Raw genomic sequence first — 24,611 nt, forward strand, 5'->3', positions numbered from 1 at the left:
CGCCGGTCAGGCGAGCGCGTTCGCGATCCGGTGCAGCCGCGTCGCCCAGGCGCGGTCCTCGTCGGAGGCGGTGAAGCCGTCGCGGTCGATCGCGAGCGCCTCGGCACGCGCCCGCAGGCACGTCCATGCGGCCGCCCGCTCCGGCTCCAGCTCGGCGGCGGCCGCGTACAGCTCGAGCCAGCGCCGCGCCTCCTCCGCCGCGGCGCGCGGCGCGTCGGGCAGCGCCGGCGCGAGCGGATCGATCAGTGCCCAGACGTCGGCATGGCGGTCGCCGCGGAGGGCGTGCGGGTCGATCGCCCGCCACTCGTCGCCGGCGCGCAGCGCGTTGCCGCCGTGGAGGTCGGCGTGCAGCAGCAGGTCGTCGGCGTCGGGGCGCAGCAGCAGCTCCAGCTCGGCGAGCGCCGGTCTGTCGTCGGCCAGCGCGCTGCGCCAGCCGTCGGCGTAGCCGGCGCCGAGGCGGGGCAGCGCGGCCGGCGGCGTGCCGGCGCGGTGCAGGCGCGCGACGAGGCGGCCGATCGTCGTCAGCCGCTCCTCCCACGACAGCCCGGCGGCGTCGAGCGGCGTGCCGGGACGCAGCTCCTCCAGCAGCAGCGTGAAGCCGTCGTCGCGCTCGTCGAGCAGTCGCGCGGCGGCGCCGGTCGGCTCCCAGAAGCGCAGCGCCTGACCTTCGGCGAGCAGATCGCGCGCGTCGGGGTGCTCGCGCGGGTTGACCTTCAGGACGACCGCCTCGCCGTCGCGCTCGGTCCGCGCCGCGAAGGCGACGTGGCCGTCGGGCAGCGGCTCCAGCTCGCTCAGCGCCCATCCGTCGCGGGCTCTGCCGATCCGGCGGCGCACGTCGGCGGCGATCGCCGAGAGGTCGTCGTCGGGCCAGAAGCCGCCCCAGCGGATGCGCAGCTCCGACAGCCGCCGTTCGATCTGCTCGCTTGCGTCCATGCTCACGGTGTCAGCATTCCATCCATCGCCGTCGCGCATTCGTACTCTGAGAGAGATGAGCGCCGAGGGGGTCTACGACGACGACGCGACGATCCGGCGGATCCACCGCGAGCAGGTCGTCGCGCTGGCCGGACCGCGCGCGCTGCTGATGCAGGCCGCGCACCCGGTCGCGTTCGCCGGCTTCTTCGCCCACACGGGCGCGATGGACGAGCCGTACGAGCGGCTCCACCGCACCGCGATGGCGGTCAACCTCGTCGTCTTCGGGCCGCGCGCCGAGGCCGAACGGGTGACGGCGATCGTGCGCAGAGTGCACGGCGGGATCAGGGGCGAGCTGAGCGAGCCGGCCGGCCGCTTCCCGGCCGGCACGCCGTACGCGGCCGACGACCCGGCGCTGCTGCTGTGGATCCTCGCGACGCTGGTCGACTCCGGCATCACCGTCCACGAGCGCTACGTGCGCCGCCTGACGCGTGACGAACGCGATGCCTACTGGCGCGACTACCGCGTTTTCGGCCGCCTCTTCGGGCTGCGCGAGCGCGACATGCCGCAGACGATCGAGGGCTTCGACCAGTACATGCGCGGGATGCTCGACGGCGGCGACCTGCACGTCGGCCCCGCGGCGCGCGCGACCGCGATCGACATCGTGATGCGGCCGCCGGTGCCGCTGCACGTGCGGCCGCTGCTGGAGTACGCGAACTTCGCCACCGTCGGCCTGCTGCCGAAGCAGATCCGCCGCCTCTACGGCTTCCGCTGGGACCCGGCGCGCGGGCTGGCGCTGCGCGGCGGCCAGGAGTACGCCCGCCGCGTGCTCGTGCCGCTGCTGCCGGGCCGGCTGCGGTACGCCAACCCGCGCCTGCCGCAGACCGCCTAGGGCTGCTTGCCCCGCGCCTTGCGGATCCGCTCGTGGCGCTCGCCGAGCGCTCTCTCGGTCGCGCTCGGCTGCCAGAAGCGCTGACCGGCGACCGACTCCGGCAGCAGCTCCTGCGGCGAGACGTGGCCGGGCCGGTCGTGCGGGTAGTCGTAGCCCTTGCCGCGGCCGCCCGAGCGCAGCGGCACCGGCGGCCGCGCCGCGCCCTTGTCGCGCACGTACTCGCGCGCCCGGCCGAGCGCCTTGTAGGCCGCGTTCGACTTCGGCGCCAGCGCCAGGTAGACCGCGCACTGCGCGAGCGCGTGGGCGCCCTCCGGCAGCCCGACGAGCTCGACCGCGGCGGCCGTCGAGGTCGCGACCTGGAGCGCCTGCGGATCGGCGTTGCCGACGTCCTCGCTGGCGAGGATCACCATCCGGCGTGCGATGAAGCGCGGGTCCTCGCCGCCCTCCAGCATCACCGCGAGGTAGTAGAGCGAGGCGTCGGGGTCCGAGCCGCGCGTCGACTTGATCCAGGCCGAGATCGTGTCGTAGTGGTTGTCGCCGGCACGGTCGTAGTGGAGGATCCGGCCCTGCAGCGCGTCCTCGGCGTGGGCGACGGTGACGACGCTCTCCGGCGCGGTCGTCGCGGCCAGCTCCAGCGCCCCGAGCGCCGTGCGGGCGTCGCCGGCGGCGCGGGCCGTGAGGAGTTCGACCGCCTCGTCCTCGACCGTCACCAGCCCCAGCTCTCTGCGCTCGATCGCGCGCAGCAGCAGCGTGCGCACGTCGTCGTCGCTGAGCTCTCTCAGCTCGTAGACGCGCGCCCGTGACAGCAGCGCGCCGTTGACCTCGTAGGAGGGGTTCTCGGTCGTCGCGCCGATCAGCGTCACGAGCCCCTCCTCGACGGCCGGCAGCAGCGCGTCCTGCTGCGCCTTGTTGAAGCGGTGGATCTCGTCGAGGAAGAAGACCGTCCGTCTGTCGAGCCGGCGGCGCTGCTGCGCCCGCTCCATCACCGCCCGCACCTCCGGTCTGCCGGCCTGCACGGCGCTCAGCTCCTCGAAGACGGCGTCGGCGCTGTCGGCGACGATCCGCGCCAGCGTCGTCTTGCCGGTCCCCGGTGGGCCGTGCAGGATCATCGAGTGCGGCCGGCCCGACTCGATCGCCGTCCGCAGCGGCGAGCCGTCGTGCAGCAGGTGACCCTGGCCGACGTACTCGTCGAGCGTCCGCGGCCGCATCCGCGCGGCCAGCGGCGCGTTCGCGCGGACCGTCGCGGCGTCGGGCTCGGGCGGCTCGAAGAGGCTGCTCATGGGGATGCAGTCTGGCGCACGCCGGCGATGCCGTCCGGTGCGCGCCGTCCTGGTCGCGCGGGAGACTGCCGCGATGCCACGTCTCGTCAGCCGCGCCGTGCTGGCGGCGCTCGCGCTCGCGCTGCTGTGCGCACCGGCGCTCGCGAGCGCGGCCGACGAGCAGCGGACCGCCGCGGAGCGGCGCGCTGCCGCCGAACGGCGTGCGCTCGCCGAGCAGCGTGCCGCGGCGTGGAGACCGCCGCTGCACGCCGCCGTCGCGTGGGCGCGCGGCCGCAGCGGCGACGTGCGCATCTCAGTGCGCGCGCACGGCAGAGCGTGGGGCCACCACGCGCGCGACGGCGTCGGCTCCGCGAGCGTGCTGAAGGCGATGCTGCTGGTCGCCTACCTCGACCATCCGCCGGTTCGCGGCCGTCCGCTGCACGCCGGCGACCGCGCGCTGCTGGAGCCGATGATCCGCTGGTCGGACAACGGCAGTGCGACGCGCGTGCTGGGGATCGTCGGCAGCGGCGGTGTCGCCTCGGTCGCCCATCGCGCCGGCATGCGGCGGTTCGTGCTCGACCCGATCATCTGGGGCCGCAGCCGCATCGACGCCGACGACCAGACGCGCTTCTTCAGCGCGATCGACCGCCGCGTCGTCCGACGCCACCGCGCCTACGCGATGCGGCTGCTGGCGCGCGTCGTGCCGGCGCAGCGCTGGGGGATCGGGCAGGTGCGGCCGCGCGGCTGGGCGCTGTACTTCAAGGGCGGCTGGGGCAGCGGCAGCGGCGCCGTCGAGCACCAGGTCGCGTTGCTGCGACGCGGCCGGCAGAGCGTCGCGGTCGCCGTGCTGACGAGCGGCAGCCCCAGCCACGAGTACGCGACCAGGACGCTGGAGGGCGTCTTCGCGCGGCTCCTGCGCGGGCTCGCCGTGAAGCCGTAGAGTCCCCCGCGATGCCCGCAGACCTTCAGCAGGAGACGACCGAGCTGCTGCAGCGGCTCGTCCAGTTCGACACCGTCAACCCGCCCGGCAACGAGCGCGCCTGCCAGGAGTACCTCGCCGCGCACCTGACCGCGGCCGGCTTCGAGGTCGAGCTGCTCGGCGCGGTGGAGGAGCGGCCGAACCTCGTCGCGCGGCTGCGCGGCGAAGCGGAGGGCCCGACGCTCTGCCTGCTCGGCCACGTCGACACCGTCCTCGCGAACCCCGACGAGTGGGAGCACGACCCGTGGTCGGGGGCGCTCGCCGACGGCTACCTGTGGGGTCGCGGCGCGCTCGACATGAAGTCGCAGGTGGCGGCCGAGGTCGCCGCCGCCGTCTCGCTCGCGCGCGAGGGCTGGCGGCCGGCGAAGGGCGACCTGCTCGTCGTCTCGGTCGTCGACGAGGAGACCGGCGGCGCGCTCGGCGCGCAGTGGCTGACGCAGAACCACCCCGACAAGGTCCGCTGCGACTACCTCCTCAACGAGGGCGGCGGCGAGGTCTTCGAATACCGCGGCAGACGCCGCTACGGCGTCTGCACCGCCGAGAAGGGCGTCTTCCGCTTCACGCTCACGACCGACGGCGTCGCCGGCCACGCCTCGCAGCCGAAGATGGGTGACAACGCGCTGCTGAAGCTGGCGCCGCTGCTGGAGGCCTTCGCGACACGTCAGCCCTCCTACGAGCTGACCGAGGCGCCCGCCGCCTTCCTCCGCGGCCTCGGCGAGAACCCCGCCGACCCGCAGGCCGCCGTGGCGCGCATGGCCGCCGCCGACCCGCGCCTGATCCCGATGTTCGAGCCGATGTTCGGCGTCACCTTCACGCCGACGAAGGTCTCGGCCTCCGAGAAGATCAACGTGATCCCCAGCCGCGCGCGGCTGAGCGTCGACTGCCGCGTGCCGCCCGGGCTCGGCGAGGAGTCGGTCCGCCGCGCGCTCGCCGAGGTGCTCGGCCCCGAGGAGGGCTACCGGCTCGAGTTCGACTCGCGGATCAGCGGCAACGGCTCGCCGGTCGGCTCGCGGCTGCGCGAGGCGATCAACGGCTGGATCTCCTCGCAGGACCCGGCCGCCTCGACCGTCCCGTTGATCCTGCCGGGCTTCACCGACTCGCGCCACTTCCGCGCCGCCTTCCCCGACTGCGTCGCCTACGGCTTCTTCCCGCAGCAGCACCAGACGCGCTTCGAGACCGCGCCGCTCGTGCACAGCGCCAACGAGCGGATCGACGTGCGCGATCTCGGTTTCGCGGCGACGTTCTACAAGGACGTCGCGCGGGAACTGCTCAGATAGTGGCGCAGCGACAGCGGCTCGATCCCGACACGTTCCGCCTGCCGGTCGAGCGGATTCGCGACGGCTGGTACTCCGACGCCTACTTCGTCTCGACGAAGCAGCTGCTCGAAGACGACGACCGTCACCCGCGCGTGCTGCTGCAGGTCTTCCAGAAACGCGACTCGCTGCTCGGCGGGATCGATGAGGCGATCGCGATCCTGAAGCTGTGCGCCGGTCGCCGCGCCGCCGACGGCAGGTGGCTGCCGGGCTGGGAGGAGCTGGAGGTCCACGCCCTCCACGAGGGCGACGCGATCGCTCCGCGCGAGGCGGTGCTGACGATCGCCGGCGACTACACGCTGTTCGCCCACCTCGAGACGGTCTACCTCGGCACGCTCGCGCGCCGCTCGCTGGTGATGCGCAACGTGCGCGAGGTCGTCGAGGCCGCGGGCGGCAAGCAGGTGCTGTTCTTCCCCGCCCGTCACGACCACTGGCTGGTGCAGACCGGCGACGGCTGGGCGGCGCACGTCGCCGGCGCGATCGGCGTCTCGACCGAGGCGCAGGCGTCGTGGTGGGGCGGTCGCGGGATCGGCACCGTCCCGCACGGCCTGATCGCCGCGTACGGCGGCGACACCGTGCTGGCGGCCACCAAGTTCGCCGACCGCTTCGATCCCGACGTCAACGTGACCGTGCTGGTCGACTGGGACAACGACTCGGTCACGACCGCGCTGGCGGTCGCGGAGGCGCTCGGCGACCGCCTCTGGGGCGTGCGGCTGGACACCGGCGAGCAGATGGTCGACCGCTCGCTGTGGCACGAGCTGGGCGACTTCAAGCCCGCGGGAGTCAATCCGCGACTGGTCGAGAAGGTCCGCGGCGCGCTCGACGCGGGCGGCTTCGGCCACGTGCGGATCGTCGCCTCCGGCGGGTTCGACGCTGAGCGGATCCGCGCCTTCGAGGCCGACGGCGTGCCGGTCGACGCCTACGGCGTCGGCTCGTCGCTGATCCGCGGCCAGAACGACTACACCGCCGACGTCGTGCGCGTCGACGGCGCGCCGTGCGCGAAGGCGGGGCGGCGCGAGCGGCCCAACCCGCGGCTGGCGCGCGTCGAGTAGGGGCGGCGCGGCGTCGTGCCGCGGCGCGGGCGCGCGCGTCGGGCTCGGCGCGCGACGGCGCTCGCTATGCTCCGGCGCGCATGCTCGGCCGCATCGATCACATCGGCGTCGCCGTCGAGGACCTCGACGCCGCGCTCGCGCTCTATGAGGGCGCGCTCAGAATGCCCGTCGTCCATCGTGAGACGGTCACGGAGCAGGGGGTCGAGGCGATCCTGCTCGACGTCGGCGAAGGTCACGTCGAGCTGCTGAAGCCGCTCGGCCCGGACACGCCGGTCGGCAAGTACCTCGCGAAGAAGGGCCCGGGGATCCACCACGTCGCCTACCAGGTGGAGGACATCGAGGCGACGCTCGCGTCGCTGAAGGCCTCCGGCCTGCGCCTGATCGACGAGACTCCCCGCATCGGCATCCGCGGCTCCAAGGTCGCCTTCGTGCACCCGGCCGCGACCGGCGGCGTGCTGACCGAGATCGTCCAACCCGCGGAGGGACACTGATGGCAGGCGAGCAGAAGATCACGATCGGCTTCCGCGGGCAGACGCTGCCCGTGCGCGCCACGCCCGACCAGGTCACCGAGCTGATCGGCGCGCTCGGCAACGGTCAGACCGGCTGGTACGACCTGAAGACCGACGACGGCTCGATCTTCCTCGACCTCGGCAAGGTCGAGTACGTGCGCACCGACGCGCACGAGCAGCGCGTCGGCTTCGGGCTCGGCTGAGCCCCGTCCGGCCGGAGCCCCGACGACGATGGTGACGTTCCCCGCTTCGCTGCAGGCGCTCGACCTCGCCGGTCTGCGCCTGACGCGCACGCTCGGCCACACGCCGGCGCTGGAGCGGGCGGTGCGGGGCTATTCGCAGCTGGGGCAGTACGCGGCCGGCTGGCTGGCGCTTGGCGTCGCCGGCGCGGCGCTGGACCGGCCGCGACGAGCGGAGTGGGTCCGGGCGGTCGCCGGTGTCGGCGTCGCCTACGTCGCCAATCAGACGATCAAGTTCGCCGTCCGCCGTCCGCGGCCGCAGTTGGCGGACCTGCCGCAGCTGATGCAGACGCCGACGCAGCTGAGCTTTCCGAGCGCGCACGCGACGTCGTCGTTCGCGGCGGCGCAAGCGTACGCCGGGCTGCTGCCGGCCGGGCCGCTGAAGGCGGCGGCGTTCGCGATGGCGGGCTCGCGGCTCTACCTCGGCGTGCACTGGCCGTCGGACATCGTCATAGGCGCCGCGCTCGGCACGGCGATCGGCAAGGGAGCACGCACATGAAGGTCGGGATCGTCGGCATGCCGAACGCGGGCAAGTCATCGCTCTTCAACGCGCTCACGCGCGCGGGCGCGGAGGCCGCCAACTACCCGTTCACGACGATCGAGCCGAACGTCGCGGTGGTGCCGGTGCAGGACGAGCGGATCGACGCGCTCGCGGAGATGCTCGGCTCCTCCGAGATCGTCCACGACTCGATCGACTTCCACGACATCGCCGGGCTCGTCAGAGGCGCCCACGAGGGCGAGGGCCTCGGCAACCAGTTCCTCGCGAACATCCGCGAGACCGACGCGATCGTCCACGTCGTGCGCGCTCACAACGACGACAACGTGATCCACCCCGAGGGCCGCGTCGACCCGCTCTCCGACATCGACACGATCGAGACCGAGCTGATCTTCGCCGACCTCGAGCAGGCCGAGCGCCGCCACGGCCGCGTCGTGCGCGCCGCGCGCGGCGGCGACAAGGTCGCGATCGCCGAGGAGGCGTGGCTGAGAGCGCTGATCGAGGCGCTCCACGCCGGCAGACCGGCCCGCACCGTGCCCGCGCCCGAGGACGCGCCGAACGCGATCAAGGAGCTGCAGCCGCTGACGGCGAAGCCGGTCCTGTTCGTCGCCAACGTCGACGAGGGCACCGACGAGGTGCCGGCCGCGATCCTCGCCCACGCCGAGGCGCACGGCGCGAAGGCGGTCGCGATCTCCTCCCGCATCGAAGCCGAGCTGTCCGAGCTCGACGACGAGGAGGCGCAGGTGATGCGCGACGAGCTGGGGATCGCCGAGTCCGGCCTCCAGCGGATCGTCCGCGGCGCCTTCGAGCTGCTCAACCTGAACGCCTTCTTCACCGTCGGCAGCGGCGTCCGCGCCCAGTCGTGGCACCTGCGCAGAGGCCTCACCGCCTGGCACGCCGCCGGGGAGATCCACGGCGACATCCAGAAGGGCTTCGTGCGCGCCGAGGTGATCGGCTGGAGAGCGCTGCTCGACGCCGGCGGCTACGCCGCCGCGAGAGAGAAGGGCACGCTCAGAGTCGAGGGGCGCGACTACGTGATGCAGGACGGCGACGTGATCACCGTCAAGTTCACGCCGTAGCGGGGCGCGCGCTCACCCGAAGAAGAACCAGCGGATGTACTGCCGGAACGTCATCCGCTCTGGCGTCACCGGCTCACCGTAGATGTCGAGCAGCGGTATCTCGTCAGCCTCGGGCGGCCAGTCGATGTCGTCGCGCTTCTTGAACATGCAGGCACCTTAGGTCGTGAAGATTCGGCTCGCAACGGTCGCGGCGAGTTGGATGAGCAGGCCGATCGCGCCGAGTCGAAATGACCGCGAAACGACCATCGTGCGTTGTGACAGCAGCTTCTGGTGCAACGCCAGACCTCTGATGAAGTGCAACCACAGATCGCGCTCAGCGGACTGGCCTGGTGGCAGCGCCGCGATCGTCAGCGATCTGACCAAGACATCGATGCTGAGGCCGTTCGGCACTCGACCGGGCGGCCAGATCACCGCAAGCGCGCTGGCGGTCACCAGGAGGAACGCCGTGATGGCGCACCAGGCGAACAGCGCGGAGGAGCCCTCGAAGGCCCGCTCGTCCAACAGCGAGATCGCGATCGCGGCTGTTGCGATCAAGAGGCTCGCGCCACTGCGCATCTCTGATGCGGCTGCCTGCTGCCGCCCGATCGCCCGCTGGGCTTCGTCGTAGATCAGCTCGTCGGCGCTCGGCGCTGGCACCCCGGAAACGCTAGGGAGCGAATCGCGTCACGTGGGACGCGGAACGTGACGATTCTGCGTCAGAGCCGCGACGGGTCGCCGGCGTCGCGCAGGCGTCTGGCGAGTCTGTTCATCCCGAGCGCCTCGGCGGCGTCGGCGCCGCCGGCGAGGTCGAGCGGCCGATCGGCCGGGCGGGGGACCTCGACGCGCTGCAGCGTGGCGATCGCGAGGTAGTCGCGCAGCTCGCCGGCCTGCTCGCGCAGCGCTCTGGCGACGCGCGGTCTCTCGCCGTCGGGATCGGCCAGCGCCGCCTCCAGCGAGCCGTGGCGGCGCAGCAGGTCGGCCGCGCCCTTCTCGCCGATCCCTCTCGCGCCCGGAAGGCCGTCGGACGGGTCGCCGCGCAGCGCGATGAAGTCGGGCACGAGCGCCGGCGGGATCCCGTAGCGCTGTTCCACGGCGGCCGGCGTCATCGGCTCGAACCCTCTCACGCCGGTCTTCAGGTAGAGGACCGTGACGGCATCGGTCGCGCACTGGAACATGTCGCGGTCGCCGGTCATCAGCAGCGCCTCGCCGCCGGCCTCGACCTCGCTCAGCGCGAACGAGTGCAGCAGGTCGTCGGCCTCCAGCTCGTCGGTCCCGGCGAGCGTCCAGCCGAAGCCCTCGAACAGCTCGCCGGCGCGCGCGAACTGCGCCGCCAGCCCGTCGGGGACCGGGGGCCGGTCGGCGTGGTACCCGCCGTAGCGCTCGACGCGATATCTCGCCGCCTCCGCGCCGTTGCAGATCACGACCGCGCGCGGCCGGCGGTCGGCGACGATCCGCAGGATCGCGTTGGTCGCGCCGAGCAGCGCGTTGACGGGCATCCCGTCGACCCCCGTGATCTTGTCCGGCAGCGCGAACCAGGCGCGGTAGAGCAGCGACGGGGCGTCGACGGCGAGCAGCGGGGCGGGCATGGCGGGGAGCCTAACGGCCCCAGCGAACGTCCACCCCGACTCTGCCCGCTACCGCCGCAGCGTCGTCGCGACCGTCGTCGCGCGCGCGGCGCCGTTGCGCGGCGTGAACGTCACCCGCACCGTCACGCGCACCGTTCTTCTGCCGCGCAGCGCCGCTCTCCCGCGCGCGCCGATCCGCAGCGTCAGCGGCAGCTCGCCGGCGCGGCGTGCTCTCACGCCACCGCTCGCGATCGTCACGCGCCCCGCGCTCGTGGTCGCAAGCGCCTTCAGCGTGCCCGCGCCGGGGACGCGGACGCGCACGACCAGGCCGCTTCTCAGCGCGCGCGACAGCGAGGCCGCGGACAGCCGCGCGGTCAGCCTGGCCGCGCCGCCGCCCGGCCGCGTTCGTCTCGCCGGCTGCTGACCGCCGCCGTCAGCGGGCGGCGTGACAGGGACAGCCGGGCGCGGCGCGGGCGGCATCGGCGTCACCGGGCGCGGCCCCGGATTGACGTCGGCCGGGCCCCAGTCGGGCTGGCTGGCGCCCGGCAGCACGACCGACGGCTGTGGGCTGCCGCAGTCGTCCGGGCCGCGCTTCACGAGCACGCCCTCTGGGATCGCCCAGGCGAGCGCGTCGCCGGCCGGCGACCAGGTCGGGCCCGCGAGGCCGGCGACCTCGTTGGTCGCGCAACGCATCGCCGGCGCCGCCGGCGGGGCGCCGCTCAGCGCCGACCCGCTGACGTCGTACCAGACGAGGTGGGTGCTCTCCGCGTAGCCGCGCACGGCCGCGAAGCGTCGCCCGTCGGGCGACAGCTCGCCGTCGCCGAGGTCGGTCCCCGCGCCGGAGACGGTGTCCTGGTCGTCGAACCAGTGGACTGGCCCGCCGCCGCCGAGGTCGACGACGTTGACGTGCGAGCCGTAACCGCCGAACTGCAGCAGCCGCGTGCTCGTCGCCCACGACGGCTGGCGCAGGTGGGTGATCGCCTCTCTGTCCGGCGACGCCGTGCCGTCGGCCGACGTGACCGCCGTCGCGGAGCGGATCCCGCAGCTGACGCCGACCGGGCAGCTGTTGGAGACGACCGTCCACGCGATCCGTGCGCCGTCAGGCGCGAGCGCGACCTGGACCGGCGGGCCGTCGACCCAGTCGCCGGCCGAGTTGACGAGCGCCGGCGGGTCGAAGCGGCTCAGCACCTCTCCGTTCTGCCGCAGCCGCACGATCTCGGTCCCGTGGCCGGCGGCGATCGTGCCGTCGTCGGCCTGCGACGGTGAGCGGTAGGGCGCGGCGGCGCTGCCGTCGGTCGTGACGCGGTACTGGCCGCTGCCGTCAGGCCGTGCGAGCCAGATGTCGTGGTTCTGCACGTAGACGAGCGAGTCGCCGCTCGCGACCGCCGGCGCGGCTGCCGCGACGAGCGCGGCCGCAAGCGCGCCGCGCCTGAGCAGGCGGACGGTTCTCACGACGCCACCTGCGGCGGGCCCTCGACGGCGACGCCGTACTCGGCGAGGATCGCGCCGAGCGCCTCGGGACCGAGCGTGCCGAGTCCCGCCGGCGGCAGGTCGCGCTCCGGCGCGGCCTCGCCGACGGCGTGGAAGAAGCGGTCGAAGCCGGCCGGCGTGATCGTCACCAGCAGCTGCGCGCGCTGCGAGCGGACGGTGAAGGCGTGCGCGCGGCCACGCGGCAGGAAGGCGCTCTCGCCGGCTCGCAGCGTCGATTCGCCGTCCTCGCCGAAGAGCGTCAGCTCGCCCTCGATCAGGTGGAACAGCTCGTCCTCGTTCGTGTGGCGGTGCAGCGGCGTCGCGAAGCCGCGCGCCATCACGTGCAGCTGCTGGGCGCACGCGTCGGCGCTCTCGGCGCCGGTCAGCAGGTCGATCACGAGCGCATCCATCGTCCAGCTGGCGTGGCGGACGTCGGCGGCTGCATCGGTGGGGATGTGGATCAGCGGGTTCATGGCCGCCAGCTTGGCCGTGCCGTGCCGCGCTTCCCATCCCCTGCGGCGGGGTGATCGCACCCCCTACATGTGAGGGATGGACCGGTGGGCGCCGTCCGCGTACGCTCCCGTTCATGTCCGCCCCCAGCGCTGCCCTCCGCGCCCGTGTGCGCAGCGAGCTGATCTCGCTCTCGTGCGCCGACCTGCCGGCCGACGAGCTGCTGGCGCGGGTCGCCGGTGCGCTGAAGCTGGCCGTGCCGTTCGACGCCTGCTTCCTGACAGGTGTCGACCCCTCGACGATGCTGTTCATGTCGGCGGCGATCGTCGAGGAGATGCCGCACTGGTGCTGCCAGCCGTACTTCGACAACGAGTATCTCGTCGACGACTTCAACAAGTTCGCGCTGCTGGCGGCGAGCGCCGAGGGCGTCGCGACGTTGACGGACGCGACCGGCGGCAAGCACTCGCGCAGCGCCCGCCATGTCGAGATCAACGGCAGACTCGGCCTGGAGGCGGAGCTGCGCTGCGTCTTCCGCGCCGGCGACCGCACCTGGGGGATCGGCAACCTCCTGCGCGAGCAGGGCAGAGCCGACTTCGACGCGGGCGAGATCGCGTTCGTGCGGTCGATCTCGCGCGACGTCGCGGAGGGGCTGCGCAACGCGCTGCTGGCGGAGCAGGCGAAGGAAGGCGGAGCGGACGCCCCGGGGCTGCTGATGTTCGCCGCCGACGGGCGCCTCACCGCCGCGACGCCGGAGGCGCAGGAGTGGCTGGCCGACCTCGACCCGGTCAACGTCGTCCCGACCGCGCTCGGCTTTCCGCTGCCGACAGCGGCGTATGTCGTCGTCGCGCGCGCCCGTGCGCTCGCCGCCGGCCGCGAGGGTCCGGCGGCGCGAGCGCGCGTGCGGACCCGCTCGGGCCAGTGGATCGTGTTGCACGCCTCCTGCACGAAGGACGCGAGCGGAGCGGTCGCCGGGGCGGCGCTGATCATCGACCGCGCGCGCCCGGTCGAGGTCGCGCCGCTGATCGCCGCCGCCTACCAGCTGACGCCGCGCGAGCGCGAGATCGCCGCGCACGTCGCGCGCGGCAGCGCGACCGGCGCGATCGCGGCGGCGCTGCACCTCTCTCCGCACACCGTCCGCGATCACCTCAAGGCGATCTACGAGAAGGTCGGCGTGACCGGCCGCGGCGAGCTGGTCGCGCGGATCTACACCGAGCACTACCACGACCGGCACGCCGACGGCGAGATGGAGCCGATCGCGGCGACGCTGTAGAAGCGGCGCGGCGCGGCGAGCGCGCGAACTAGCCTTGCGCGGTCCCAGCCCCACGGATCGAGGAGAGACCGCGTGATCACGCTCAACGGCATCGACGACATCAAGGCCCGCGTCGGGCAGGAGCTGGGCGTCAGCGACTGGGACGACGTCACGCAGGAGAAGATCGACGCCTTCGCCGACGCGACCGGCGACCACCAGTGGATCCACGTCGATCCGGAGAGAGCCGCGCAGACGCCGTTCGGCGGCACGATCGCGCACGGCTACTACACGCTCTCGCTGGCGCCGAAGTTCTCCTACGCGCTCTACGAGGTCACGAACGTCGCCTTCGCGCTCAACTACGGCGTCAACAAGGTCCGCTTCCCGTCGCCGCTGCCGGTCGGCAGCAGAGTCCGCATGCGCGCGACGATCGCCTCCGTCGACGACATCCCCGGCGGGATCCAGATGGCGACCGCGCTGACGTTCGAGCGCGACGGCGGCGAGAAGCCGGTCTGCGTCGCCGAGACGCTCGTACGCATCTACGCGGGCTGAGCTGCGGCCGGAGGCCTTGCTCAGCCTTGGGAACGCTCGCCTGGCGGCTCGCCTTCCCGGTTTGAGCCTGCGCGGGCGGTGTTACGTTGAATGGGCGATGCCCTCTCCGCGCCGCGCCTCCGACCTGTTCGTCGAATGCCTCGAAGCCGAAGGGGTCGAGTACGTCTTCGGCATCCCCGGCGAGGAGACGCTCGACCTCAACGAGTCGCTCGAGGACTCCTCGATCCGCTTCGTCCCCGTCCGCCACGAGCAGGGCGGTGCGTACATGGCCGACATGTACGGTCGTCTCACCGGCCGCGCCGGCGTCTGCCTCGGCACGCTCGGCCCCGGCGCGACCAACCTGATCACCGCCGTCGCCGACGCCTACCTCGACCGCGCGCCGCTGGTCGCGCTGACCGGCCAGGCCGACGTCGAGCGGATGCACAAGGAGTCGCACCAGTACATCGACCTCGTGCAGATCCTCAGACCGGTCGTGAAGTGGAACGCGCGCGTGTCGAGCCCCGACATCGTCCCCGAGGTCGTGCGCAAGGCGTTCAAGCTGGCCGAGGCGGAGAAGCCCGGCGCGACCCATCTGGAGCTGCCGGAGGACGTGATGATGGCTGCGGTCGACGGCAGCGACGTCGCCGCCTCGACGCCGCTGCCGCGCCAGCAGCCGGTCCGCACCGAGCCGCGCGCCCGCGACCTGCTGCGCGCCGCCGAGATCATCCGCTCGGCGCAGCGGCCGGTCGCGCTCGCCGGCAACGGCGTCGTGCGCGGCGGCGCCGCCCCCGCGCTGCGCGAGTTCGCCCGCGCGACCGGGATCAGGGTCGCCGAGACGTTCATGGCGAAGGGCGTGCTCGACGCCGAGTCGCCGCTCGCGCTCGGCACCGTCGGCCTGCAGGCGCGCGACTACGCGCTCGCCGGCTTCGAGGAGGCCGACGTCGTGATCGCGATCGGCTATGACCTCGTCGAGCACGCGCCGAAGCACTGGAACCCCCTGCGCGACAAGCGGATCGTCGTGATCGACACCGTGCCGGCGGAGATCGACGCCAACTTCGTGCCCGACGTGGAGCTGATCGGCGACATCTACGGCGTGCTGGCGCGGCTGGCAGACGAATGCCGCGACACGCGCCACACCGGCGGCTCGCACGACCTGCGCGACCTCGTCCGCGGGCGGCTGGAGGCGGCAGCGCACGACGACGCCTTCCCCGCGCAGCCGCCGCGCGTGCTGCTGGAGATCCGCAAGGCGCTCGGCCGCGACGACATCCTCATCTCCGACGTCGGCCTGCACAAGCTGTGGATCGGGCGGATGTTCCCCGCGCATGAACCGAACACGGTGATGATCGCCAACGGCCTCGCCGGGATGGGCTTCGCCGTCCCGAGCGCGATCGGCGCGAAGCTCGTCCACCCGGAGCGCAACGTCGTGACGGTCAGCGGCGACGGCGGCTTCCTGATGAACGCGCAGGAGCTGGAGACAGCGATGCGGCTGAGAACGCCGTTCGTCAACGTGATCTGGGAGAACCGGCAGTACGGCTCGATCGTCTGGAAGCAGGACAAGAAGTTCGGCCGCCACTTCGGCGTCGACTTCACCAACCCCGACTTCGTCAAGCTGGCGGAGGCGTTCGGGCTGCCGGCGTGGCGGGCCGAGTCGATCGACGACTTCGGCGCCCGCTTCCGCCACGCGCTGACGCTCGACGTGCCGTCGCTGCTCGTGCTGCCGATCGACTACTCGCCCGACGTCGCCCTCACCGAGCAGCTCGGCACGGAGACCGTCGCGACCTGATGGCGGTCGTCTTCGCGCCGCTGCGCGCCGCCGACGTCGACGATGCGGCCGAGGTCACCTCGGCCGCGCTGCCGCCGCCGGTCGGCGGGACCGAGACGCCGGAGGGGCGGCTGGAACGGCAGCGAGGCCGCTTCGCCGGCGCGCTCGCGAGCGACCCCGGCGGTCTCTGGCTGGCACGCGAGGGCGACGTTCCCGTCGGCGTCGCGCTGGCGCTGCGCAGCGACGGGCTGTGGGTGCTCGGGCTGCTCGCCGTCGCGCCGGCGGCGCAGAGCGGCGGGATCGGCCGCGGCCTGTTGGAGCGGGCGCTGGCGTACGGCGACGACTGCCGCGGCGCGTTGATCGCCTCCAGCGACGACCCGCGCGCACTGCGCCTCTACGCGACCGCCGGCTTCGCGCTGCACCCGGTCGTCGCCGCCGATGGGCCGATCACGCGCGCCGCGCTGCCGGCCGGCCTCGACGCGACCGTCGCGCAGGCCGATGCCGCCGCGGTCGAGCGGACGGTGCCGATCGACCGCGCGATCCGCGGCGGTGCGCGATCGGCCCATCTGGCGACGCTCCTGACCGTCCCCGACACCCACCTCTTCCTCGCCGGCGAGCGCGGCTACGCGGTCGGTCGCCAGGGGCGGCTGATCACGCTCGCGGCGACCGACGAGCTGGCGGCGCAGGCGCTGCTGTGGCGGGTGCTGGCGGAGACGCCGCCGGGCGTCGAGGCGGTCGTCGAGCGGATCGGCGACGGTCAGCAGTGGGCGCTCGACGTCGTCGTGCGCGCCGGCCTGCGGCTGCGGCTCGACGGGCCGCTCTTCACGCGCGGTCAGCTCGGCCCGCTGCGGCCGTTCCTCCCGAGCGGGGGATACCTCTAACCGGTGTCCCACAGCCGCGATCGCCTCACCCGCCGGCAGCTGCTGGCCCGCGGTGCCGGCGCCGCGAGCGCGGCGCTGCTGCTCGACGCGCTGCCGGCCGGCGCGCAGTCGTCGAGCGCACCGGCCGCGGCCTCCGCGCCGCCACCGGTCACGCTCCCGAGCAAGCGCATGCTCAAAGGCGTCTCGCTGATCGGCGACGTCAATCCCTACGACGACGCGCTCGGCGTCCGTCCCTACCTGCTCGGCGGCGCGCGCCCGACCGAGGTCGTCACGCTGTGGGTCGTCTGGCCCGAGCTGCAGCCGCACCGGCCCGACCCGCTGACGCTGGCGCAGTCGTTCGCGCAGCTGAGCGACCCGGCCGGCCCGGCGGCGGCGAAGATCGCGTCGATCGACGCGCAGATCGCGCGCGCCAACGCCGACGGCCGCCGCACCGGACTGACGATCTACCAGGGCTTTCCCGACTGGACCCATCCGAGCGCCGGCTGCCTCGACCCGCGCCTGTCGAGAGACGTCGGCGGGCCCGGCTACCCCGGCGCCGGTCGGCTCAACGCCGGCGCCCGCGTTCCCGATGACCGTTCCGAGGACGGACCGTGGGCGTGGTTCGTCGCCTGGTGCTGCGCCCGTTGGGCCGACACCGGCGGCGTCAGAACTCCCGGCCCGGGTCGGGGCGGCGCGAGCACGGGGAACCCGGCGGGAGCGCGGCTCGACTGGCTGCAGCCGATGAACGAGCCCAACCTCGCATGGTGGCCGCAGACCTCGCCGCTCTACCCCGACGGCACGCTCGCCTCCGCCGTCGCCGAGATGATGCGCAGTGCGGCGGCCGTCGCCGCGCGCTACCGCACCGCCGCGACACCGCGCGGCCCGGAGCTGCTGATGCCGAACACCGCCGACGTCGTCACCGCCGACAGCAGCTTCGGCACGCCGTGGCGCGACTTCACGCGCGACCTGCTCACGCAGCTCGACGGCTGGGAGCCGCCGACGCCGGTCGGCTGGTCCCAGCACAACTACGCCGACGTCAAGTACGGCGTGCAGCGCGAGGGACCCGGCAGCGGGCTGTGGCGGGCGGAGGAGGCGATCGCGCTGCTGCGCGACGGCGGCTGGCCCGATCCGGCGCTGTGGCTGACCGAGGGCGGGTACCAGTTCGGTGTCAGAGCGACGGCGCCGAACGTCTACGTCGTCGACCCGGCGAAGACGGCCGATCCGCGCGCGACCGACGTGTTCGCCGAGCAGGTCGACCTGCTGCGCGAGAACTGGCGGGCGATGGAGCGACTGCCGGTGCGGCTGTGGAGCCAGTACCTCGTCAACGACAAGGATCTGCGCTTCCAGAGCAGCCTGCGCGGGCCGGTGCGGGGCGACGCGAACGGCGTGCTGACGCCGTTCGAGCCGCCCTATCCGGCCTACGACCTCTGGCCGCGGTTGGGTTCCTAGCCGGCGCTCCCGCGCGCGATTCTGCGCAGGTCGATCGCCTCGTTGTACGTCTCCTCGCTGACGCCCGCCTCGAGCGCGACCTCGCGCAGCGGGCGTCCGGAGGCGGCCGCCTCCTTCACGATCGCGGCGGCCTTGTCGTAGCCGATGAAGGGGTTCAGGGCCGTGGCCACGGCCAACGTCGACTCGGCTGAGCGCTCGCAGCCGGGCAGGTTGGCCTCGATCCCGTCGACGCACTTCTCGGCGAACAGCCGCGCGGTGTTCGACAGCAGGTCGATCGACTGCAGCAGGTTGCGCGCGATCAGCGGGATCCGCACGTTCAGCTCGAACTGGCCCTGCAGGCCGCCGACCGTGATCGCCGTGTCGTTGCCGATCACCTGCGCGCTGACCTGCAGCACGACCTCGGGGATCACCGGGTTGACCTTGCCCGGCATGATCGAGGAGCCCTTCTGCAGCTCGGGCAGGAACAGCTCGCCGAAGCCGGCGCGCGGGCCGGAGCCCATCAGCGCCAGGTCGCCGGCGATCTTCGTCAGCGAGACGGCGATCACCTTCAGGGCGCCGGACAGCTCGACGAGCGCGTCGCGGTTGCCCTGCGCCTCGAAGGGATCCTCCGGCGGGCTGACCTGCAGGTGGCTCTCCTGCGCGAGCTTGCTGCGCACACGCGCGGCGAACTCCGGGTGGGTGTTGAGGCCGGTGCCGGTCGCGGTGCCGCCGAGCGGGATCTGGGCGACCTGCGGCAGCGCGTTCTTGACGCGGCGCGCGCCGAGCCGCACCTGCGCGGCGTAGCCGGAGAACTCCTGGCCGAGCGTGACGGGGACGGCGTCCATCAGATGGGTGCGGCCCGACTTGACGACGTCCTGGAAGGCGGCCGCCTTCGCCTCGAACGAAGCCTCCAGCTGGCGCAGCGCCGGCAGCAGCCGGTTGGTCGCCTCGTCGAGCGCGGCGAGATGGACCGCCGAGGGGAAGACGTCGTTCGACGACTGGCCCATGTTGACGTGGTCGTTGGCATGCGCGCCGTCGCCGGCGAGGTTGGCGATCACCTCGTTGGCGTTCATGTTCGAGGAGGTGCCGGAGCCGGTCTGGAAGACGTCGACGGGGAACTGGTCGTCGTGCTTGCCGGCCGCGATCTCGTCGCCGGCAGCCGCGATCCGCTCCGCCACCGCCGTGTCGAGCAGACCCAGCTCGCCGTTGACGCGCGCCGCGGCGCCCTTGATGCGGCCGAGCCAGCGCACGACCGGGACCGGCACGCGCTCACCGGAGACCGGGAAGTTCGCGACGGCCTTCGTCGTCTCGCCGCCCCACAGCTGCTGCTCCTCCTGCACGCCCATGAATCCTCCGCTCAAGTCTCGATGTCGGAACTGCGTAGGGACCGAAAACTACTCCCCGGAAGGCCGTCCGCGGTCGCTGGTACTCGCGCCCGTGAAACCAATACGTCAGCCACAGAACGAGATCAGCTCGCGCGCGAGGCCGACGGGGTCGTCGTACGCCATCAGGAAGCCGGTCGCCGACAGCACGCGCAGCTGGCCGTCGGGCAGCAGGTCGAGCGCCTCGCTCGCCGCGCGCAGCGGATGGGCCGGGTCGCGGTCGGCCCACAGCAGCAACGTCGGGGCGTCGATCGCGGGGTAGGCGTCGAGCAGCTCCCGCTGCGGCTCGCTCGGCCAGTTGCGCGCGAACCGCGCCCACGCGCGGGCGCGGTTGCCGTTGCCGGCGACGTCCATGAAGGCGTGGCGCAGCAGGTCGCGCGCGGCCGGGTTGTGCGTCGCGCTCAGCTTCTCGCCGACCGAAGGGCGGAAGACGACGCTCGCGCCGCGCGCGAGCAGGCGGTCGAGGCCGGGCACCGCCGCCGCCTTGCAGGCGCCGCGCCACAGCGCCCGCTGCGTCCGCTGCTCGTCGGGCCGGTGCAGCCGGTTGGGCATCAGCACGAGCCGGCGCGGCGCCAGCAGCTCACCGGCGACGGCGCGCAGCAGCAGCTCGGCGCCGACGTCGTGCCCGCCGACGAGCGGGCGCGGCCCCGCCGTCTCAGCGCAGAAGCCGGCGATCACCTCGGCGAACCAGTCGGGCGTGTACGGGTGGCGCGGACGATCCTCGCTGTCGCCGTGCAGCGGCAGGTCCGGCAGTACGAGCCGGAAGCGGGTCGAGAGCGCCTCGACGACCGGCTCCCATTCGCGATGCGAGAGCCCGAGCGAATGCAGCAGCACGAGCGCGGGGCCGGTGCCGGTCTCGCGGTAGGCGACGCGGGTCCCGTCGCGGTGGTGGTAGAGGCGCAGCCTCACCCGCTGCGTCTCCCGGCGGCGATCCCGCGCAGAACCTGTGCACGAACCGACGGCTGCTCGGCGCGGAAGGCGACCGTCTGCTGCAGGCGCTGGATCAGCTCGGCCTGCGTCCCGCCGGTCGGTCCCGCGCCACGCTGCGCGGCCCCTATGAGGAAGCCAAGCTGGAACGCCGCGGCGGGATCGCGCGCGCTCCTGGCGCTCAGACGGTCGGCGACAGCGACGAACACGAACCCGAGGTTCTGCAGCTCGGCGTCGTCCTCCGCGCGATCGATGCAGGTCGAGATCAGCGTCCCGCCGGGGAATCTGGCGTCCTCCGGCGCCCCGCGCAGCAGGCGTGCCACGTCGTCGGGGCGCGCCTGCGCGCACTCCGCGGGCGGCGGTCCCTCTTCGCCGCAGCCTGCCAAGATGCAGAGCGTGGAGAGCGCCGCCAACATGGCCGTTGGCGCCCTGACGGGTGCCGGTCGTCGCACTGACAGCATCCTGTCAGGTCACACGCGATGCAGCACCTTCGGCACCGGATGTTGTGCAAAAGCTCCGCATCGCTGTGCACGGGGGGCGAAACGGACACAAATGACTCCATGCCTTTGCAGATGCATGGGATGAACTCGCGTCCACTGGGTCTTTCGACCTCGCAGGCTGCGCGCGAGCTTGGTGTGTCGCTCGGAACGGTGCGTCGCTGGTCGGACATGGGATATCTCCAGTCCTACCGCACGCCCGGCGGGCAACGGCGCTTCAGCGTCGAGCACATCGAGCAGTTCGTGCGTTCGCTGCAGCAGAACGGCATGGCCGCGCGCGAAGAGCGCGACCAGACGTTCCAGCAGCGCGCCGCGGGGTAGGAAGCCGGGTCGGGCAGGGAACATCAGTCGGTCGCGCGAGCCTCGGGAGGGCAGCGGCGCCGGCCAGGGGACGCGATCGCTCCGTCGATCGCGGTCGTCCAGTCGCGGGTCAGCACGTCTGACCTGGGGCGGATCGTCCGCGCCCGGAAGCGGTTCGCGGTAGCCCCGCACAGCGGGAAAGCCACACGCCCGCGGCATATCCGCGCGGCAACTCGACGGCTTTCCGCCCTGCAAGCTGAGCACGCAAGCGATCGAGCCCGAGCAGCGAGCCCGGGATCAGCTTGCGGCAGCGTCGTTGATGCGCCGCTCGAGGTCGAGCTCGCGCCCGAAGTCGGCCGAGTCGGCGTGGCGGTAGGTGATGTCGCTGCCGGCCAGCAGTCTCGACAGGATCTCGACGTATCTGCCGTCGAGCTGCGTGCCGCTGACGCGCCGCAGCTCGGTCAGCGCCTCGAACGAGCTGACCGGGGTGCGGTAGGTGTCGTGCGCGGTGAGCGTGTCGTAGACCTCGGCGACGGCGATGATCTTCGCCGCCTCGGGGATCTCGTCGGCGCTCAGGCGGTCGGGGTAGCCGCGCCCGTCGATCCGCTCGTGGTGGGCGTGGACGATCTCGGCGACCGGGCCGTAGAGGCCGAGGTCGCGCAGCATGTCGGCGCCGAGCTCCGGATGGCGGCGGATCGCGGTCCAGTCCTCGTCGTTGAGCACGCGGCCGCGCTCGGCGACGCGATCGGACAGCGCGAAGTGCCCGATGTCGTGCAGCAGTCCGGCCGTGTGCACCAGCTCGCACTCCTCCGCGCTCATGCCGGAGTGCCTCGCGATGTCGCGCGCGAAGGCGGCGACGGCGGCGGCGTGACGCGCCGCGCGCGGGTCGCGGACATCGAGCGTGCGCAGCAGGCCTGAGAGGACGCCCCAGGAGAGCGACGCATACTGGCGGCTGCGGTGGCGCGCGGTCGCGACGAGGTTGGCCATGTAACCGAAGGCGACGAGGCTGATGACGGCGAAGAGGCTGCCGGCGACGCCCAGCTCCAGGCACAGCCCGGTCGCGGCGAGCGCGAGCGGCACGTTGATCGCGAGCGAGACGAGCAGCTGCTGGGAGGCGCCGGCGATCGTCGGCAGGAATCTGTCGCCGTCGAGCAGCGTCGCGAGGCGGCCGACGATCAGCAGGTTGAGCACGAGCATCAGCACCGCGGCGAGCGCGAGCGCGAGATAGAAGCCGAGCGAGCCGTCGTCGGCCGGGCGCAGCGCGTCGAACAGCGTGCCGGCGATCAGCATCGGAGCGCCGCCGCCGAAGATGTTGATCGCGGCGCGCTCGATCGGGTAGCGCTCGACGAGCCAGCCGATCAGCTCTGAGATCGCGACGAGCGCGAAGGCCCATGCGGGACCGAAGAAGGCGATCACCACGACGGCGGCCAGTGCGAGGCCGGACATGGTGACGCGCTGCGCGTCGGTGCGGGCGTCGAAGAGATTCGACGCCACCGCACCGAGCGCGAGAACTCCGAAGAGCCAGTCAAGTTCTGAGACGTCAGCGATCGCTGCAGCCCATGCCACGCACGCAAGCGTGCCGGCGATGGCGATCCCTCTGACGAGTCTGGCCCGATCCGGCCACGCGCGTGCGATGCGCATGCCCGGGAAGGTAACGATCCACGCGGATCATTACGAGTTGCTGCAAATGCTGACTACTTGGTGCGCCAGATCATCGCGACCCTCCTTCACGTTTCGGCGCTACTCACTTCGGCCCCGCACGCCCCCGATGAGTGGCGCCGGCCCGCTGCGTTGCCCTAGGGACGATAGAGGACCAATGGAGCTTTTGCAGCATTTGGGCGCCAAAACTTGTGCAATGTTGCGCGGAGTGCATGTGCTTCCGTGTCCGGACGCCGACTCTGGTCCGTGATGCGCTACCTGAAGACGAGCGAAGCGGCGGCGTTGCTGAACGTCAGCCCGAATACGCTGCGAGCATGGGAACGCCGTTTCGGCTTCCCGCGTCCGCAGCGCTCGCCTGGGCGCCATCGCCTCTACACGCACGGAGAGATCGCGGCACTGCGCGACGCGCTGCTCGACGGGCTCTCGATCTCATCTGCCGTCTCCCGTGCGCGGGAGGGGCTCGGCGCCGACACGAATGCGCTCGTCGGCGCCCTCAACGCCTTCGACAACGGCCGCGCCGACGCCGCCCTGGAAGGTGCGCTCGCGCTGCGCTCGCTTGACCGCGCCGTGCAGGAGGTGCTGCTGACCGCGCTCGACGAGGTCGCGCGCCGGCATGGCACCGACTCCGTCCAGTGGGCCTTCGCGGCGCGCTGGGGCAACAGCTGGCTGCGGCGCGCGCAACGGCTCGTCTCGCCGTCGATCCAGTCGGTCTCGGTCGTGCTCGGAGACGCGTCGCGCGACGACCTCGATCCCGACGCGGCCTACATCCGCGCGCTCGAACTGCTGCTGGCGCGTTCCGGCGCGACGGTCATGGGCCTGTCCGTGCGCGGCGTCTCGAACATGGCCGAGGCGCTCGCCGCCCACAGGCCCGACGCGGTCGTGATCGCCGGCGGCGCGCTCGCCGACGACGCCGTCGCGCGCTGGGCATACGCGGTGCGGCTCGCGACCGGCCCGTTGCCGGTCGCCGTCTTCCGCCGCGGCTCGCAGCGCCAGCGCGTCAGGACGACCGGCGCCGCGATCCTGCCCGGCACGCCTGGAGAGGCGGCCCGCCACCTGATGGAGATGGCCAGCCACGCGATCTCCCATCCGACCCCTCGAACCTCGACTCCGCGGCTGCTGGCCGACGGGGCGTGACGCGCGAACGCACGGCATGGAGGCCTGATCGATGAGCTCCTCTGATTCCGCACGCGCGTTCCTGCGCCTCGTCCCCGCGACCGCCGAGGACCACTGCCCGTCGCAGTGGTTCTGCGGCCACTGCGGCTCGCCGCCGCCGAACAACGAGACGCCCGCGCCGCCGGCGCGCGTCTGCGGCGAGTGCGGCCTCGGCCTGCTGCTGGAGGCGCGCGCCGACGCCGTGCCGCGCCCCAACGACCCCTTCCTGATCGTCGACGGCTCGCTCGCCGTCTGCGCGCTGTCGGCCGAGAGCGAGAAGCTGCTCGCCGTCGCCGAGACCGACGTCATCAACCGTCCGGTGACGGAGCTGCTGACGCCCGCCGACGCCGAGGCGTCGGGGGCGGAGAACCTCGCCGCCGCGATCATGTGGGCCGCCCGCGGCGAGGACGAGCCGACACGCGTGATGGTGCGCCCGGCGAACGTCTTCGGCGTGCGCATGCCGCTGCGCGTCGGCGCCTGCGGTCCGCCGCGCGCCGCGCTGCTCGTGCTCGAGTAGCCGCTTCGGTGCTCCTCGCCGCGCGTATCGCGCGGCGCCATCCCTGCTCCACTGCCGGCCGTCGGAGGCATCTCCGTCGGCTTTCCCACGCTGGCGCGTCCGCGCTGAACGCGAGCGTTTTCGTGCATGTTTCGTTGCGGATCTTGTAAGAACCAGCGC

General features: G+C 73.0%; 27 protein-coding genes. 16 read left to right on the forward strand and 11 right to left on the reverse strand.

Features of this window, described 5'->3' with window-relative positions:
• Positions 1-6 precede the first annotated feature (6 nt).
• On the reverse strand, positions 7-933 hold the full coding sequence (locus R7226_RS03250) for an aminoglycoside phosphotransferase family protein (protein ID WP_318595643.1): 927 nt from the start codon (positions 931-933) through the stop codon (positions 7-9).
• A 55-nt stretch (positions 934-988) separates the two neighbouring features.
• Here R7226_RS03250 and R7226_RS03255 point away from each other — a divergent pair, with 55 nt between their 5' ends.
• The gene (locus tag R7226_RS03255) at positions 989-1,801 is read left to right on the forward strand and encodes an oxygenase MpaB family protein (RefSeq protein ID WP_318595596.1); all 813 of its coding nucleotides are present in this window, start codon (positions 989-991) and stop codon (positions 1,799-1,801) included.
• On the opposite strand, the gene R7226_RS03260 is transcribed toward R7226_RS03255, so the two are convergent.
• The gene (locus R7226_RS03260) at positions 1,798-3,081 is read right to left on the reverse strand and encodes a replication-associated recombination protein A (RefSeq protein ID WP_318595597.1); all 1,284 of its coding nucleotides are present in this window, start codon (positions 3,079-3,081) and stop codon (positions 1,798-1,800) included. The two genes, R7226_RS03255 and R7226_RS03260, sit on opposite strands and share 4 nt — an antisense overlap.
• A gap of 73 nt (positions 3,082-3,154) precedes the next feature.
• On the opposite strand from R7226_RS03260, the gene R7226_RS03265 reads away from it, so the two are divergent.
• The 7 genes from R7226_RS03265 to ychF all read left to right on the forward strand — a co-directional run bounded on the left by R7226_RS03265 (position 3,155) and on the right by ychF (position 8,727).
• Positions 3,155-4,000 carry a serine hydrolase gene (locus R7226_RS03265; RefSeq protein ID WP_318595598.1) on the forward strand — a complete coding sequence of 282 codons (846 nt, stop codon included), beginning with the start codon at positions 3,155-3,157 and terminating at the stop codon, positions 3,998-4,000.
• A gap of 11 nt (positions 4,001-4,011) precedes the next feature.
• Positions 4,012-5,316: a M20/M25/M40 family metallo-hydrolase gene (locus R7226_RS03270; RefSeq protein ID WP_318595599.1), complete on the forward strand. Its 1,305-nt coding sequence runs from the start codon at positions 4,012-4,014 to the stop codon at positions 5,314-5,316.
• Positions 5,316-6,404 (forward strand): nicotinate phosphoribosyltransferase, encoded by a 1,089-nt coding sequence (locus tag R7226_RS03275; protein WP_318595600.1) that lies wholly within the window; start codon positions 5,316-5,318, stop codon positions 6,402-6,404. The genes R7226_RS03270 and R7226_RS03275 overlap by 1 nt, the downstream gene beginning before the upstream one ends.
• 80 nt (positions 6,405-6,484) lie before the next feature.
• A complete protein-coding gene (gene mce / locus R7226_RS03280) occupies positions 6,485-6,895 on the forward strand; it encodes a methylmalonyl-CoA epimerase (RefSeq protein WP_318595601.1) in 411 nt (136 codons plus the stop codon).
• A complete protein-coding gene (locus R7226_RS03285) occupies positions 6,895-7,116 on the forward strand; it encodes a hypothetical protein (RefSeq protein ID WP_318595602.1) in 222 nt (73 codons plus the stop codon). Before mce ends, R7226_RS03285 begins: the two co-directional genes overlap by 1 nt.
• 31 nt (positions 7,117-7,147) lie before the next feature.
• On the forward strand, positions 7,148-7,651 hold the full coding sequence (locus tag R7226_RS03290; protein WP_318595603.1) for a phosphatase PAP2 family protein: 504 nt from the start codon (positions 7,148-7,150) through the stop codon (positions 7,649-7,651).
• Positions 7,648-8,727: a redox-regulated ATPase YchF gene (gene ychF, locus R7226_RS03295; RefSeq protein WP_318595604.1), complete on the forward strand. Its 1,080-nt coding sequence runs from the start codon at positions 7,648-7,650 to the stop codon at positions 8,725-8,727. The genes R7226_RS03290 and ychF overlap by 4 nt, the downstream gene beginning before the upstream one ends.
• A 12-nt stretch (positions 8,728-8,739) precedes the next feature.
• Here ychF and R7226_RS03300 read toward each other — a convergent pair whose 3' ends face one another.
• The 5 genes from R7226_RS03300 to R7226_RS03320 are packed head-to-tail and all read right to left on the reverse strand — an operon-like array spanning position 8,740 to position 12,214.
• Positions 8,740-8,874 carry a hypothetical protein gene (locus tag R7226_RS03300; protein ID WP_318595605.1) on the reverse strand — a complete coding sequence of 45 codons (135 nt, stop codon included), beginning with the start codon at positions 8,872-8,874 and terminating at the stop codon, positions 8,740-8,742.
• Positions 8,875-8,883: 9 nt separating this feature from the next.
• The gene (locus R7226_RS03305; protein ID WP_318595606.1) at positions 8,884-9,363 is read right to left on the reverse strand and encodes a hypothetical protein; all 480 of its coding nucleotides are present in this window, start codon (positions 9,361-9,363) and stop codon (positions 8,884-8,886) included.
• A gap of 59 nt (positions 9,364-9,422) precedes the next feature.
• Positions 9,423-10,292 carry a 5'-3' exonuclease gene (locus R7226_RS03310; protein WP_318595607.1) on the reverse strand — a complete coding sequence of 290 codons (870 nt, stop codon included), beginning with the start codon at positions 10,290-10,292 and terminating at the stop codon, positions 9,423-9,425.
• Positions 10,293-10,340: 48 nt separating this feature from the next.
• Complete coding sequence (locus tag R7226_RS03315; protein ID WP_318595608.1) at positions 10,341-11,723, reverse strand: TolB-like translocation protein; 1,383 nt, start codon at positions 11,721-11,723, stop codon at positions 10,341-10,343.
• Positions 11,720-12,214 (reverse strand): cupin domain-containing protein, encoded by a 495-nt coding sequence (locus R7226_RS03320; RefSeq protein ID WP_318595609.1) that lies wholly within the window; start codon positions 12,212-12,214, stop codon positions 11,720-11,722. The genes R7226_RS03315 and R7226_RS03320 overlap by 4 nt, the downstream gene beginning before the upstream one ends.
• A gap of 113 nt (positions 12,215-12,327) precedes the next feature.
• Between R7226_RS03320 and R7226_RS03325 the strand changes: the two genes are divergently transcribed.
• The 5 genes from R7226_RS03325 (at position 12,328) to R7226_RS03345 (ending at position 18,039) form a co-directional block, all read left to right on the forward strand.
• Positions 12,328-13,461, forward strand: coding sequence for a helix-turn-helix transcriptional regulator (locus R7226_RS03325; RefSeq protein ID WP_318595610.1), 1,134 nt, complete (start codon positions 12,328-12,330; stop codon positions 13,459-13,461).
• Positions 13,462-13,533: 72 nt separating this feature from the next.
• Positions 13,534-13,989 (forward strand): MaoC family dehydratase, encoded by a 456-nt coding sequence (locus R7226_RS03330; RefSeq protein ID WP_318595611.1) that lies wholly within the window; start codon positions 13,534-13,536, stop codon positions 13,987-13,989.
• 97 nt (positions 13,990-14,086) lie between these two features.
• Positions 14,087-15,751 (forward strand): acetolactate synthase large subunit, encoded by a 1,665-nt coding sequence (locus R7226_RS03335; protein ID WP_318595612.1) that lies wholly within the window; start codon positions 14,087-14,089, stop codon positions 15,749-15,751.
• Entirely contained in the window at positions 15,751-16,611 is an 861-nt protein-coding gene (locus R7226_RS03340) for a GNAT family N-acetyltransferase (RefSeq protein ID WP_318595613.1), read from the forward strand. The genes R7226_RS03335 and R7226_RS03340 overlap by 1 nt, the downstream gene beginning before the upstream one ends.
• Positions 16,612-16,614: 3 nt before the next feature.
• Positions 16,615-18,039, forward strand: a complete 1,425-nt coding sequence (locus R7226_RS03345) for a hypothetical protein (protein ID WP_318595614.1) — start codon at positions 16,615-16,617, stop codon at positions 18,037-18,039.
• Here the strand turns inward: R7226_RS03345 and R7226_RS03350 are convergent.
• From R7226_RS03350 to R7226_RS03360, 3 genes are all read right to left on the reverse strand, one after another.
• Positions 18,036-19,364: a class II fumarate hydratase gene (locus tag R7226_RS03350; RefSeq protein WP_318595615.1), complete on the reverse strand. Its 1,329-nt coding sequence runs from the start codon at positions 19,362-19,364 to the stop codon at positions 18,036-18,038. The genes R7226_RS03345 and R7226_RS03350 overlap by 4 nt on opposite strands.
• 105 nt (positions 19,365-19,469) lie before the next feature.
• Positions 19,470-20,309: an alpha/beta fold hydrolase gene (locus R7226_RS03355; protein WP_318595616.1), complete on the reverse strand. Its 840-nt coding sequence runs from the start codon at positions 20,307-20,309 to the stop codon at positions 19,470-19,472.
• Positions 20,306-20,713, reverse strand: a complete 408-nt coding sequence (locus tag R7226_RS03360) for a hypothetical protein (RefSeq protein ID WP_318595617.1) — start codon at positions 20,711-20,713, stop codon at positions 20,306-20,308. The genes R7226_RS03355 and R7226_RS03360 overlap by 4 nt, the downstream gene beginning before the upstream one ends.
• Positions 20,714-20,887: 174 nt before the next feature.
• On the opposite strand from R7226_RS03360, the gene R7226_RS03365 reads away from it, so the two are divergent.
• Positions 20,888-21,145, forward strand: coding sequence for a MerR family transcriptional regulator (locus R7226_RS03365; protein WP_318595618.1), 258 nt, complete (start codon positions 20,888-20,890; stop codon positions 21,143-21,145).
• A gap of 276 nt (positions 21,146-21,421) precedes the next feature.
• Here the strand turns inward: R7226_RS03365 and R7226_RS03370 are convergent, their stop codons facing one another.
• Positions 21,422-22,618: an HD-GYP domain-containing protein gene (locus R7226_RS03370; RefSeq protein ID WP_318595619.1), complete on the reverse strand. Its 1,197-nt coding sequence runs from the start codon at positions 22,616-22,618 to the stop codon at positions 21,422-21,424.
• 414 nt (positions 22,619-23,032) lie between these two features.
• Between R7226_RS03370 and R7226_RS03375 the strand changes: the two genes are divergently transcribed.
• Positions 23,033-23,917 (forward strand): MerR family DNA-binding transcriptional regulator, encoded by an 885-nt coding sequence (locus R7226_RS03375; protein WP_318595620.1) that lies wholly within the window; start codon positions 23,033-23,035, stop codon positions 23,915-23,917.
• Between the two features lie 31 nt (positions 23,918-23,948).
• The gene (locus R7226_RS03380; protein WP_318595621.1) at positions 23,949-24,452 is read left to right on the forward strand and encodes a hypothetical protein; all 504 of its coding nucleotides are present in this window, start codon (positions 23,949-23,951) and stop codon (positions 24,450-24,452) included.
• Positions 24,453-24,611: the final 159 nt, after the last annotated feature.

This window comes from Conexibacter stalactiti (genome assembly GCF_033542075.1).
Lineage (GTDB): Bacteria > Actinomycetota > Thermoleophilia > Solirubrobacterales > Solirubrobacteraceae > Conexibacter > Conexibacter stalactiti.

Excerpts from the sequence above, each read along its gene's own strand:
- R7226_RS03250 (WP_318595643.1), bottom strand. The coding sequence starts at position 933 with ATGGACGCAAGCGAGCAGATCGAACGGCGGCTGTCGGAGCTGCGCATC.
- R7226_RS03255 (WP_318595596.1), top strand. The coding sequence starts at position 989 with ATGAGCGCCGAGGGGGTCTACGACGACGACGCGACGATCCGGCGGATC.
- R7226_RS03260 (WP_318595597.1), bottom strand. The coding sequence starts at position 3,081 with ATGAGCAGCCTCTTCGAGCCGCCCGAGCCCGACGCCGCGACGGTCCGC.
- R7226_RS03265 (WP_318595598.1), top strand. The coding sequence starts at position 3,155 with ATGCCACGTCTCGTCAGCCGCGCCGTGCTGGCGGCGCTCGCGCTCGCG.
- R7226_RS03270 (WP_318595599.1), top strand. The coding sequence starts at position 4,012 with ATGCCCGCAGACCTTCAGCAGGAGACGACCGAGCTGCTGCAGCGGCTC.
- mce (WP_318595601.1), top strand. The coding sequence starts at position 6,485 with ATGCTCGGCCGCATCGATCACATCGGCGTCGCCGTCGAGGACCTCGAC.
- R7226_RS03285 (WP_318595602.1), top strand. The coding sequence starts at position 6,895 with ATGGCAGGCGAGCAGAAGATCACGATCGGCTTCCGCGGGCAGACGCTG.
- ychF (WP_318595604.1), top strand. The coding sequence starts at position 7,648 with ATGAAGGTCGGGATCGTCGGCATGCCGAACGCGGGCAAGTCATCGCTC.
- R7226_RS03300 (WP_318595605.1), bottom strand. The coding sequence starts at position 8,874 with ATGTTCAAGAAGCGCGACGACATCGACTGGCCGCCCGAGGCTGACGAG.
- R7226_RS03310 (WP_318595607.1), bottom strand. The coding sequence starts at position 10,292 with ATGCCCGCCCCGCTGCTCGCCGTCGACGCCCCGTCGCTGCTCTACCGC.
- R7226_RS03320 (WP_318595609.1), bottom strand. The coding sequence starts at position 12,214 with ATGAACCCGCTGATCCACATCCCCACCGATGCAGCCGCCGACGTCCGC.
- R7226_RS03325 (WP_318595610.1), top strand. The coding sequence starts at position 12,328 with ATGTCCGCCCCCAGCGCTGCCCTCCGCGCCCGTGTGCGCAGCGAGCTG.
- R7226_RS03335 (WP_318595612.1), top strand. The coding sequence starts at position 14,087 with ATGCCCTCTCCGCGCCGCGCCTCCGACCTGTTCGTCGAATGCCTCGAA.
- R7226_RS03340 (WP_318595613.1), top strand. The coding sequence starts at position 15,751 with ATGGCGGTCGTCTTCGCGCCGCTGCGCGCCGCCGACGTCGACGATGCG.
- R7226_RS03350 (WP_318595615.1), bottom strand. The coding sequence starts at position 19,364 with ATGGGCGTGCAGGAGGAGCAGCAGCTGTGGGGCGGCGAGACGACGAAG.
- R7226_RS03365 (WP_318595618.1), top strand. The coding sequence starts at position 20,888 with ATGCCTTTGCAGATGCATGGGATGAACTCGCGTCCACTGGGTCTTTCG.
- R7226_RS03375 (WP_318595620.1), top strand. The coding sequence starts at position 23,033 with ATGCGCTACCTGAAGACGAGCGAAGCGGCGGCGTTGCTGAACGTCAGC.
- R7226_RS03380 (WP_318595621.1), top strand. The coding sequence starts at position 23,949 with ATGAGCTCCTCTGATTCCGCACGCGCGTTCCTGCGCCTCGTCCCCGCG.